Source organism: Bradyrhizobium sp. (genome assembly GCF_035570375.1).
Lineage (GTDB): Bacteria > Pseudomonadota > Alphaproteobacteria > Rhizobiales > Xanthobacteraceae > Bradyrhizobium.
In genome coordinates, this window is the sequence record NZ_DATMLW010000004.1 from 1 (window position 1) to 12,178 (window position 12,178).

Annotated in this window: 7 protein-coding genes; 1 reads left to right on the forward strand and 6 read right to left on the reverse strand. The window is 59.7% G+C overall.

Annotation, left to right across the window (positions count from 1 at the left end; translation table 11 throughout):
- Positions 1-650: 650 nt before the first annotated feature.
- The 6 genes from VNX23_RS00350 to VNX23_RS00375 form a co-directional block, all read right to left on the reverse strand.
- On the reverse strand, positions 651-1,484 hold the full coding sequence (locus tag VNX23_RS00350; RefSeq protein ID WP_325626841.1) for an ABC transporter ATP-binding protein: 834 nt from the start codon (positions 1,482-1,484) through the stop codon (positions 651-653).
- 83 nt (positions 1,485-1,567) lie between these two features.
- On the reverse strand, positions 1,568-2,887 hold the full coding sequence (locus VNX23_RS00355; protein WP_325626829.1) for an ABC transporter substrate-binding protein: 1,320 nt from the start codon (positions 2,885-2,887) through the stop codon (positions 1,568-1,570).
- Between the two features lie 134 nt (positions 2,888-3,021).
- On the reverse strand, positions 3,022-4,149 hold the full coding sequence (locus VNX23_RS00360) for a branched-chain amino acid ABC transporter permease (RefSeq protein WP_325626831.1): 1,128 nt from the start codon (positions 4,147-4,149) through the stop codon (positions 3,022-3,024).
- 15 nt (positions 4,150-4,164) lie between these two features.
- Positions 4,165-5,049, reverse strand: a complete 885-nt coding sequence (locus VNX23_RS00365) for a branched-chain amino acid ABC transporter permease (RefSeq protein ID WP_414642922.1) — start codon at positions 5,047-5,049, stop codon at positions 4,165-4,167.
- 55 nt (positions 5,050-5,104) lie between these two features.
- Positions 5,105-5,890 carry an ABC transporter ATP-binding protein gene (locus tag VNX23_RS00370; protein ID WP_325626835.1) on the reverse strand — a complete coding sequence of 262 codons (786 nt, stop codon included), beginning with the start codon at positions 5,888-5,890 and terminating at the stop codon, positions 5,105-5,107.
- Positions 5,887-7,857 carry an AMP-binding protein gene (locus VNX23_RS00375; protein WP_325626837.1) on the reverse strand — a complete coding sequence of 657 codons (1,971 nt, stop codon included), beginning with the start codon at positions 7,855-7,857 and terminating at the stop codon, positions 5,887-5,889. The genes VNX23_RS00370 and VNX23_RS00375 overlap by 4 nt, the downstream gene beginning before the upstream one ends.
- A gap of 321 nt (positions 7,858-8,178) precedes the next feature.
- On the opposite strand from VNX23_RS00375, the gene VNX23_RS00380 reads away from it, so the two are divergent.
- A complete protein-coding gene (locus VNX23_RS00380; protein WP_325626839.1) occupies positions 8,179-11,535 on the forward strand; it encodes an AAA family ATPase in 3,357 nt (1,118 codons plus the stop codon).
- Positions 11,536-12,178: the final 643 nt, after the last annotated feature.

Genomic DNA, 12,178 nt, shown 5'->3' on the forward strand with positions numbered 1-12,178 from the left:
AAAGCCGGGCCGCCCGGCACGAAGCGAGGCGGCCCTACTCGACTGGCTCGACTTGGAACAGACCTTCAGCACTCATGGCGGCATCATTTCTGCCATTTGACATCACGGGCCCAGAATGCCTTTTCCGCACTCTCAGCATCAGGCCATGTCTCTAGACTGTATTGAGGCGGTTTCTCTGGTCGTCCCCACAATTCAATGCGCACAAGCTTGCCGGTTGCCGGGTCGTAGCTCGTGCGAAATCCGCCTTGTTGTTGAATAATGACCATCGCCACTACCCTCAAAACGAAACCCGCCGGCGGATGAGCCGGTGGTGCGTTATAGTCGCCGCCTCATCGCCCGTGACCCTGGGATCGGCTTCATGTAACGTCGCGTGCGCAACGATATCCGCTACCTGTGCGTGAAGAGACGGCCGCGAGGCGGTCTTTCTGTTTCTGCACGTTACATCGCAAATGTCGCTGGAGAAAGATGCACCGGTCCCGCGCGCCGTCAAACTGGCCGGGGCCATTCTTTGCCGCCCGGTCCTGGGCGGGCTGCACCACCAATATATCCGGATTTGATTTGCGACAGGCACAAGGGAGGTCGAGCAGTTGCGCGCAGCTGCGCAAACGCTTCATTACATCTGCTCCGGACCGATCACTCAGTGTCATCGCCTAAACAAGCCAACGTTTGCGCCGCTTGTAGTGCTTCACATCGCGGAATGATTTTCGCTTGTCCCCGGCGATGCCAAGATAGAATTCCTTGACGTCCTCATTTGCGGCGAGCGCCCGCGCCTCGCCGTCCATCACCACGCGACCATTTTCGAGGATGTATCCGTAGCTGGCGTATTTGAGCGCCATATTGGTATTCTGCTCGGCGAGAAGAAACGAGACACCTTCCTTGAGGTTGAGATCCTTCACGATCTCGAAGATCTCTTCGACGATCTGCGGCGCGAGGCCCATCGAAGGCTCATCGAGCAGGATCATCTTCGGGCGCGACATCAGCGCACGGCCGATCACGCACATCTGCTGTTCGCCGCCCGATGTATAGCCGGCGGTCGAACCACGCCGCTCCCTGAGACGGGGGAAATAGGCATAGGCTCGCTCCAGATCCTGCGCGATCGCGGACTTGCCATCCCTGCGCGTGAAGGCGCCGGTCAGGAGATTCTCTTCGACAGTAAGGTGAGCGAAGCAACGCCGCCCCTCCATCACCTGAATGCAGCCGCGCCGCACCAGATCGTCTGGCGACAGGGACTGCACTTCGACGCCGTCGAACAGGATCGAGCCCTTGGTGACCTCGCCACGTTCTGCATGCAGCAGATTGGAGACCGCCTTCAGCGTCGTTGTCTTGCCCGCACCATTGGCGCCGAGAAGCGCGACAATTCCGCCCCGCGGCACAGCCAGCGATACACCCTTCAACACGAGGATGACGTGACTGTAGACAACCTCGATATTGTTGACCGACAGGAACAGCGCTGCCGCTTCTGTCGCCGTGGCGGCTTTAGGGATTGACACGCAGCCCTCTCCAAACAGTTGCAGCTTTCGGGATATCCGGAGGAGGCGAACGCTCCTCCCAGATCGCTGAGATGCGTTCAGCTTTCTTTCGAGCAGTCGCGCGGCTGAATCTTCTTCTCCGCGGCATACTTCGCGGAAACATCGTCGACGAGCGGCTCGGTGATGATTTGGTTGGCCGTATACCAATCGGAGATGACTTTCCAGCCCTTGCCGTCCCACTGTTGTACCCGCCCCTCGCGCGCGCCCTCGTGGTCGGAGCAGGAAATCTTGATCGGCTTCAACATGCCATCGAAGCCGAGTTCCTTGAGACGTGCATCGGAGATGTTGAGGTTCTCCAGACCCCAACGGACCTGCTCGCCCGTCAGCGGCTTCTTGCCGAACTTTTCCTGCGCCTTGCGGATCGCCTCCACGCCGAGCATCGCATTCACCAAACCGCGGTTATAGAGAACTTCGCCGACCTTGCCAGGCTCCGACAAACCTTTGCCCTTTGCATAGACGTACTTCTCCACGTCGGCATGCACGGGGAACTTGCCTGGGCCATGCTGAAGCATCAGCGCCTTGTAGCCGGCGGCTTGATCGCCAGCGGGCGTTACATCCGGCTCTGCGCCCGACCACCAGACACCGATCATCCTGTCGCGCGGATAGGCAACAGCCGCCGCTTCCTTGATTGCCGTACCGTTCATGACGCCCCAGCCCCAGAGCAAAACATAGTCCGGCCGGTTCTGGCGGATCGCCAGCCATTGCGACTTCTGTTCGACACCGGGGTGCGTGACCGGGATCGGCGTAAACTCGAAGCCGTATTTCTGCGCCAGCACCTGCAGCATCGGGATCGGCTCCTTGCCGTACGGGCTGTCGTGATAGACCAGCGAAATCTTCTTGCCTTTCAGCTTGTCGACGCCGCCGAGCTCCTTGGCGACGTGCTGGATCGCGATATCGGCCGCGGACCAGTACGTGCCGAGCAGCGGAAAATTGTACGGGAACACGGCTCCGTTCTTGGAATCGGAGCGGCCATAGCCGATCGTGATGATCGGGATCTTGTCGCTCGCGGTCTTTTCGGTGAGGGCGAATGTAATACCGGTCGACAGCGGATTGAAGAACGCCGCGCCGGTTGGGCCCTTGCCCTTGAGACGCTCGTAACACTCAACGCCCTTGTCGGTGGCGTAGCCGGTCTCGCATTCCTCGACCAGAAGCTTGACACCGTTGATGCCGCCGTCGCGCTCATTGATCAGATTGTAATAGTCGGCCATGCCGTTTGCGAACGGCGCGCCATTCACTGCGTACGCGCCCGTCCGGTAGGATAGAATCGGGATGAACTGCTCGTTCTGCGCTGCAGCCGGAGCGGCGAGCGCCACGCCCGATAGTATGGCTGCCGCCAGTTTCACTTTGTTGCGTGCCATATCGACAGTCCTCCTCGTTCAACCCGGTTTTGCGGTAACGGGTCTTGTTTTGTTTTGCGGGCTTCCTTGCTCCTTCTGCCAACGACCGCCGCTCCGCGGTGCGATCTCCGGCTTCCTTGGCGCTGAGCGCCCCTTCAATAGGGAAACGGCCAAAGTCTGAGCTTCTCCTTGCCAAGCGATATGAGCCGGGCAAACCCTTGCGGCTCCTTGATGAGAAGATAGCAGATCAACGATCCGAAGATGATGAACTCCAGGTGTGTGATCGTTTCCGTCGACAGCGCCACGCCGAGCTGGGTTGGAATCAAGTTCAGCACGATCGGCAGAATGAGGATAAAGGCCGCCCCTAGGAACGAACCCATGATCGATCCCAGCCCGCCGATGATCACCATAAACAGAAGCTGCAGCGAACGGTCGATCGAGAACGCGAGCGGCTCCCACGAGCCCAGATAGACGAACGCCCAGAGTGCGCCCGCCACGCCGATGATAAATGAAGAGACTGCGAAAGCCGTGAGCTTTGCGTAGAGCGGCCGGATGCCGATCAGCTCGGCGGCGATGTCCATGTCGCGGATCGCCATCCATTGTCTGCCGAGATTGCCGCGAACGAGGTTCTTCGCCAGAACCGCGAACACCGTTACGAAGGTCAGGCACAGCAGATAGCGCTCGATCGGCGTGTCCAAGACCAGACCGAAGAAATTCAGCGTTGGTGCGTTGACCGACCCTGACGGCGCGTAATTGGTGAACCACGACACCCGCAGGAACACCCAGTCGAAGAAGAACTGCGCTGCCAGCGTTGCAACCGCCAGATAGAGGCCCTTGATCCGTAGACTGGGAACACCGAAGAGGATTCCGGCAGCCGCCGCCGTCAGCCCGCCGAGCAAAATGGACGACAGCACGGGCAACGGCGGGATCGAAATCGCGAAGCCGAGCCAGGCGAGCGGAATATGAACGCCGGTCCCCAACTTGTAAGCAGAGTAGGCGCCGATGGCCATGAACGCGCCGCTGCCGAGCGAGATCTGGCCGCAATAGCCGACGAGAATGTTTACGCCGATAGCGGCGAGTGCGAGGATCAGGAAGGGCAGTAGAATGGCGCGCAGCAGATAGTCGCTGCCGAACGGCCAAATATGGAAGGCAGCCAGCAGCGGCACGCCAATGAAGGCGATACCGAGCAAGATGGCGAGCGCTATGCGGTCCTGACGGATCGGGAAGATCGCCATATCCTCCGCGTAGGTCGTCTTGAATTGGCCAGCCTCACGATAAAGCACAACTCACTCCTCGTTTTAGATACGTTCGATGATCCGCTCGCCGAACAGCCCCTGCGGCCGCACGAGCAGCACCGCCAATGCCAGCACATAGGCGAACCAATATTCGATACCGCCCCCCATATACGGCCCCAGGAACACCTCGGCGATCTTCTCGCCCGCACCCACCATGAGCCCGCCGACAATGGCTCCTGGAACGGAGGTAAAGCCCCCAATGATCAGAACCGGCAAGGCCTTCAACGCGAGAAAAGTGATGGAGAACTGGACGCCCAGCTTGGTGCCCCACACAGTCGCCGCAACCAGCGCAACGAGACCGGCAACAAGCCAGACCACGAACCAGATCCAGCTGATTGGAATCCCGACCGACTGCGCGGCCAAGTGGTCGTCGGCAACAGCCCGGAGCGCGCGACCGGTCTTGGTACGCTGGAAGAAGATCGCGAGGCCGGCGACCAGAATGCCGGCGATAAAGCCGCCCCAGATATCCAGCTCGTTGACCAGAATTCCACCCGGAAAGTGACTTTCGAACAGGAACCAGGCGTCCGTCGGGAACAGCCGCAACGGGTAAGCATCGGAACCGAAGATCATCTGCGATGCGCCCTCGAGGATGAATGTCACGCCGATTGTGGACATGAACAGCGTGAGCGCGTCCTGGTTGACAAGAGGCCCGATCGCGAACCGCTCGATCAGCCAGGCCGTTATCGCCATGATCACGACGGCGAAGCCGATGCCGAAGATGATCGCAGCCCAAAGCGGGAAGCCGTTGGCCACCAGGAGGTCGAGCGAGCGAACCAGCGCAAGCCCTGCGAGCAATACCATTGCACCCTGGGCAAAATTGAAGACACCGGATGCCTTGAAGATCAGCACGAAGCCGAGCGCGACCAGCGAATACAGCACGCCGGACATCAATCCGCCGATAAGGACTTCGAGAAATTGACCCAACGCGATCACTCAATGCTCCTCAGTGTGCGACGCCGAGATAGGCGTCGATGACGGCCTGGTTCTTCTTGACCGCATCCGGCGTGCCGTCGGCGATCTTCAAGCCATGATCGAGCACCGCCACGCGATGCGAGAGATCCATGACCACGGCCATGTCGTGCTCGATCAGCGCGATGGTCGTACCGTAATGATTGTTCACGTCGATGATGAACCGCGACATGTCTTCTTTCTCCTCGAGGTTCATGCCTGCCATGGGCTCGTCGAGGAGAAGAAGATCGGGCTCCATCGCAAGAGCGCGGCCGAGTTCAACGCGTTTCTGCAGGCCATATGGCAAACGCGCAACCGGCACCTTGCGGATCGCCTCAATCTCCAGAAAATCGATGATCTCCTCGACCCGATGCCGATGCTCGATCTCCTCTGCCAGCGCAGGGCCGTAACGCAGCATCTGCCACAGAAGGCCCCGGCGCATCTTCAATGTGCGGCCAGCCAGAATATTGTCGAGTGCGCTCATCCCCTTGAACAGTGCGACGTTCTGAAAGGTACGCGCGATGCCGCCACGGGAGGCCTCGAAAGGCTGCATCCTGGCGCGGGTCCGTCCCTTAAAGGTGATGGCACCATGATCAGGATGATAGAAACCGTTGATGACGTTGAGCATCGAAGTTTTGCCGGCGCCGTTCGGTCCGATGATGGCGCGAATTTCGCGCTTCCTGATATCAAACGAAACGTCCGTCAGGGCTTTCACGCCGCCAAACGCCAGCGAGACGCCCTCGACCTGAAGCAGGACTTCGTTCGTGTCCGGCGCCCTCATGCGGCTTTCTCCAGAGAGGCCGTCGAACCAGTTGTTTGCAAGTCGCGGATCTTCACTCGTGCTGCGATCACACCCTTGCGGCCATCCTCAAAAGTGACTTCGGTGGAGATGTCGGCTTCATGCGAACCGTTGTAGAGAGCCGTGACCAGTGATGCATAGCGCTCGGCAATGAACCCGCGGCGAACTTTCTGCGTGCGGGTCAATTCGCCATCGTCTGCGTCGAGTTCCTTATGCAGAATGAGGAAGCGGCGAATCTGCGCGCCCGCCAGCACCTTTTCCGCGGCGAGGGACCGGTTCACCTCGGCAACATCTTTCGCAACCATGTCGTAGACCCGCGGATGCCCAGCCAATTCCTGGTAGGAACCGTAGGCGATGTTGTTACGTTCGGCCCAGTTCGCCACAGCGGCCGGGTCGATATTAAGAATGGCGCAAACGAACTCCCTGGAGTTGCCGTAAGCGACTGCTTCCTTGATGTTGGGAAAGAACTTCAATCTGTTCTCGAGATACTTCGGCGCAAACATCGTGCCGTCAGCCAGCCGGCCGACATCTTTCGCGCGATCGATGATTTTCAGATGTCCCGTCTTCTCGTCGAAGAAACCGGCATCGCCGGTCTTGACGTAACCGTCGGACGTCATGGTTTCCGCGGTTTTCGCCTGATCCTTGAAATACCCAACAAACATGCCGGGTGAGCGGAACTGCACTTCCCCTGACTCCGCAATGCGGATATTGACGTTCGGCGCCGCTGGGCCAACCGTATCGGAGTAGATCTCGCCGTCAGGCTGACAGGTAACATAAAGAAATGCTTCGGTCTGACCATAGAGTTGCTTCAGGTTCAATCCGATCGAGCGGTAAAACGCGAAAAGATCCGGTCCGATCGCCTCACCGGCCGTGTAGGCAACACGCACGCGAGACAGGCCAAGAACGTTCTTAAGGGGCTCGTAGAGCATCAAGCGTCCGAGCGCATAGAGCAGGGATCCCGCCAATGGCACGGGCTTTCCAGTGAGAATCGCTTCGCCGTATCGCCTCGCGATGCCGAGAAAATATTTGAAAATGAGCCGCTTGATGCCCGCAGCGTCCTCCATGCGGATCATCATCCGCGTCAGCATGCTTTCGAAAACGCGCGGTGGAGCGAAATAGAAGGTTGGTCCGATCTCGCGCAAATCCTGCTCGATCGTTTCACGGCTCTCGGGACACGCCATGCAGAATCCAGCGGCAAGGCCCTGTGCATAGTTGAGATAATGATCGCCCACCCAGGCGAGCGGCAGGTAGGCGAGCGCCACGTCGTTCGCAGTCAGTCGATCGAACCTGACAGTATCCGTCGCAGCATCGATGCAGCCTCGCGCCGACAGCATGACGCCCTTCGACGCGCCGGTTGTTCCCGAGGTGTAGAGGATAATCGAGATGTCAGAACCTTCACCCTGCCGGATGATTTCATCGATCTGCCCGCCAAGCTTAGCGTTGGACGCAAGCGCGGCGCGACCGTCTTCGATGACATTGTGGATTGCGATCAATCGGCTGTGATCGTAGTCACGGAGTCCGCGCGGCTCGTCATAAACAATCTTGTGGAGATGCGGCACCCGGTCGGATACGGACAAAACCTTATCGACCTGCTCCTGATCTTGCGCGGCGACGAACTTTACATCGGCGTGAGCGAGGACATGGGCAAGCTCGTCAGCCACGGCATCCGAATAGACCGGAACCGGAATCGCGCGCAGCGCCTGGGCTGCCATCACGGTCCAGTAGAGCCTCGGCCGATTGGAACCGACGATGGCGATCGTGTCTCTTGGCTGCAATCCAAGTCGCTGCAAGCCCGCGGCATATGCACGTACGATCTCGGTGACCTCGGTCCAGGTCCACGTCTGCCAGATACCAAGATCCTTATGCCGAAACGCCGGACGGCTACCAAACTGCGCAGCGTTTCGCAGAAGCAACTTGGGGAACGTGTCAAACGATCCTCCACCGGCCATGTCGGTCTCCACCCAAAAACCGGCACGTTGGTTCGCGCCTGCTTATGGTGACCTGCGCCCTTAGGCAGCAGCCGTGCGAGTTGCGCACGCTTCTCTTCACAATACAAGGGATCGAAAGTCCCAAAAGCCCAGTTTGGCAGACCTGGACGCGGCTGATTGCGAATTAATGAAAAAGTAGGCGGTGTTCGTTGCGAACTGGCCATTGGGGATGGATGAGGCGCATTGTCGCAACGAAGTTACTTTATGTCCGAGATGTCAAAAAGCGAGAAACTCGCAGTGAGCCCTAACGTGCTATTGTCACCGTGAGCCCCAGGGTTTGCCATGACAGGTATTGCAGAGTGGCTAGCATCGATCGGCTTGGGAGAATACGCCCAGCGCTTCGGCGAGAACGCCATTGATCTCTCGATCGTCCGCGATCTCACGGAGCAGGATCTTAAGGACCTCGGCGTCCTGCTTGGGCACCGGCGCAAGATGCTGCGCGCGATCGCAGAACTTAAGGGAGACGTTCTACCAACACCCCCGGGCACCCAACCGACGCCGCGGGACAGCGCCGAGCGGCGTCAACTTACAGTCATGTTTTGCGATCTGGTGGGCTCGTCGGCACTTTCGGTCCGCCTTGATCCGGAGGACTTGCGGGCGGTAATCGGCGCCTATCACGCCTGCATCGCGGAGGTTATCGCCCGGAATGAGGGCGTCATCGCGCGGTACATGGGGGACGGCGTACTCGCCTATTTCGGCTTTCCCCAGGCGCACGAGGATGATGCCGAGCAGGCGACACGCGCGGGGCTGGCGCTGGTCGATGCCGTGGCTAACCTCCAGACAGATATCGGCACCGAGCTACAGGTTCGCGTGGGCATCGCTACCGGTATGGTGGTCGTGGGCGATTTGACCGGCGAAGGCGCTGCTAGGGAGCAGGCGGTCATTGGTGAAACACCGAACCTAGCTGCTCGCCTGCAGGCGTTAGCCGAGCCCGGTACGGTGCTGATCTCCGAGAGTACGCACCGGCTCACCGATGGGCATTTCGAACACCGCAATCTCGGTCCTGTTGCGCTTAAAGGATGGGTGGACCCAATACCCGCGTGGCAGGTGCTGGGGGCAAGCGGAGTGGAAAGCCGCTTCGAGGCGCAGCACAAGACCAGATTGACACCGCTAATCGGGCGTGACGAGGAGATCGAGCTGCTCTTGCGTCGATGGCGGCATTCCAAGCATGGTGAGGGCTGCGTAGTGGTGCTGACCGGACAGCCGGGTATCGGTAAGTCACACATTGCCCTGGCGCTTCAAGAGCGGCTCCAAGCCGAACCACACATCACGCTGCGCCATTTCTGCTCGGCGCACCACACTAATAGTGCGCTGTATCCATTCATCGGCCAACTCGAACGGGCTGCTCGGTTTGAGCGAAGCGACTCGCCGGCGGAGAAGTTCGCCAAGCTTGAGGCTCTGCTCGTGCGGTCCGGCGCTGACAAGGACCATGTAGTGGCACCTCTGGCCAACCTTCTGTCGCTACCACCCAATGACCGCTCCCGCCTGCCAGAGCTGAGCCCGCAGAAGCTTAAGGAGATGACATTGGCGGCGCTTTCGGCTCAGCTCGATGGCTTGGCGGCGCAGCAACCAGTGTTCATCATCTTTGAGGATGTCCATTGGGCGGACCCGACCTCGCTGGAACTGCTCACGGGTACCTTGGAACAAGTACAGCGGCTTCCGGTGTTGCTGCTCATCACCGCGAGACCAGAGTTCACGCCACCCTGGCCAGGTCATGCGCATGTGACGACGGTCCCGCTCACGCGCCTGAGCCGGCACGAGGGGGCGGCATTAATCGAGCGCGTCACGGCCGGCAAGACGCTCCCGGAGGAGGTGATGGACCAGATCCTCGCCCGTACCGATGGCGTGCCCCTGTTCGTCGAGGAACTGACCAAGGCCGTGCTCGAAACTGGGCTGTTGCAGGAGCGGGACGGCCACTATGTGCTCAGCGGTCCGCTACCCTCGATGGCGATTCCAACGACATTGAACGCATCGCTGATGGCGAGGCTCGACCGATTAGCGCCGGTGAGGGAAGTGGCTCAGATCGGCGCTGTTGTGGGTCGCGAGTTCTCCTACGAACTGCTGAGCACCGTAGCCGGGTTGCCAAAGGAGAGACTTGAGGAGGCGCTTGCCCAGTTGGTTCGGTCGGAGCTGGTATTCTGCCGAGGCCAGGTACCCCACGCGGTCTATACTTTCAAGCACGCGCTTGTGCGAGACGCTGCCTACTCGGGACTTCTAAAGAGCCGATGCGCAGGACTGCATGCCACGATCGCAGACGCGTTCGAGCAACGGTTCCCAGAAATTGTAGAGGCTCAACCCGAAACTCTCGCGCACCATCTCACCGAGGCCGGATTGATCGAAAAGGCTGCGGGATATTGGCTGCAAGCCAGCAAGAAGGCCGCCATGCGCTCCGCCAACCTTGAGGCCATCGCACACGCGCAGCGAGGTATCGAGGCCTTGCGCCATTTGCCCGACGGCGCAAGAAAGGACCGGCTGGAGCTAGATTTCCAACTCGCTCTGGGACCCTGCCTGATTGCTACCCAGGGACCAGCCTCTAACAAGGCGATGCCGACCTTCGCTCGTGCGCGTGAGTTGTGCGAGCGCCTCGGAGATCCCCCGGAGCATCTCCAGGTCATGTTCTGGTTGGCCACCGCGAGCGTCATTCGAGGTGAGTTGCCGGTGGCCGATGAAATGGTAGCGGCCTTGCTTCAACTCGCCGAGGCGCGTGGCGATCGACCGGCATTGCTCAACGCGATGCGTGGGCAGGGGATGATTCGCCTTTTCATGGGACGTCTCACCGGTGCCCACGAAGTGATCGAGCGGGCCTTCGAAGCGTTCGAGGCGAGCAGCGGGCAGGATAGATTGGCGGCGCGTGCCGCCGGCCAGGATGCTGGCGTGGCCGACCTGGCCCTGATGTCGTGGGGTCTCTCGCTGCTCGGCCACGCCGATACGGCACTCGCACGAATAGACGCCGCCATTCAGCGTGCCGACGCCATCAGTCATCCGCATTCGCAGGCGTATGCGTGTTATTATGCGTCCATTCTCCACGCTTTTCGGGGCGAGTTCCTGACTGCGCGAGGCTATGCCGAACGCTGTCTCACTTTGTCGGAGGAACATGGATTCCGGCAATGGCGCGGATTGACACGGGCGGTGCGGGGGATCTGCGCGGCCTTGCTTGATCCTTCGTTCAGCGCGCTCGAGGAAATCCGGACTGCCATGGATGAATATCGTGGCGCGGGTTACCAGCTCGGCATCACGGCGCTGTACGTGCTCTTGTCTCCGGCCTTATTGTTTAGCCACGAATGCGAGGCTGCGCTGGTACCGATCGAGCAGGGCCTCGCTACAACCACCCGTAATAGCGAACGATTCTTCGAGGCCGAATTGTATCGACTGAAGGCGCGCGTGCTCCTCGTCCGCGGCGCACCAGACGCCAAGACCGAGGCGCAATCACTGCTCGATCAGGCATTGACCACGGCAAGAAGCCAACACGCCAAAGCCCTTGAACTTCGAGCTGCAATGGACCTTGCCGCGCTGTGGATCGATCAGGGCAGGCGCGAGGAAGCGCTCGATCTTCTCGCGCCCATCTACGCTTGGTTCACCGAGGGCTTTGAAACGCAAGATCTAAAGCAGGCAAAGGCGTTGCTCGACCAGCTGCGCTGACGTGAACTACAGTTTGTCCAAACTAGGGGCTGACTTGCCAAGATGGTCATAGAGCTCCTTTACCTTGGCGTTCAACCGCTCGCTTTAGATAGCGATCTCGCAGCCTTCGCCATCTGCTAAAGCGATTTGGACTAGGGAGCAGCGACAGCTTCACCTTTGGTCGGCTGACCGCGTCGCGATTGCAGCGATCGATCTAGGTCTCTTCAGTTGGCTATCGGATCGGACGTCCTGACAATTCTTAGACTCCGCCCGACGCTACCGTCGGGCGGAGCAGCCTGTTAGAGAGCGGTCAGTTTGGCGTGCGTAGCCTCTTCGTCGCTGTGCATAAGCCGAGAATAGCCAGCGACGTCAGCAGCCAATATCGCCGACAGCCTGCGCTCGACCTGGACTGGCCGCTCCTGCACCATGGCCCACAATCCAACTTAGATACGATTGTACAAAGATTAGATGGGATGCATACCTAGCCTGATGTCGCATATTGGCCCATCGCGTCATTTCGCGGCCGCGCAGCAATTAGGTCGCTTCTCTAATCGGCCGTTTGAGGTCAAGCACTTTCAGACTATCCGCCACTGCAATGTCGATGTCGCTCACGGGCTCGCGCTTCTCTTCGGAATCGGCACCAGGGCCCTTCCATCATGGGATC

Coding starts and splice junctions, on each gene's coding strand:
- VNX23_RS00355 (WP_325626829.1), bottom strand. CDS start 2,887: ATGGCACGCAACAAAGTGAAACTGGCGGCAGCCATACTATCGGGCGTG.
- VNX23_RS00365 (WP_414642922.1), bottom strand. CDS start 5,049: ATGTCCGGCGTGCTGTATTCGCTGGTCGCGCTCGGCTTCGTGCTGATC.
- VNX23_RS00370 (WP_325626835.1), bottom strand. CDS start 5,890: ATGAGGGCGCCGGACACGAACGAAGTCCTGCTTCAGGTCGAGGGCGTC.
- VNX23_RS00375 (WP_325626837.1), bottom strand. CDS start 7,857: ATGGCCGGTGGAGGATCGTTTGACACGTTCCCCAAGTTGCTTCTGCGA.
- VNX23_RS00380 (WP_325626839.1), top strand. CDS start 8,179: ATGACAGGTATTGCAGAGTGGCTAGCATCGATCGGCTTGGGAGAATAC.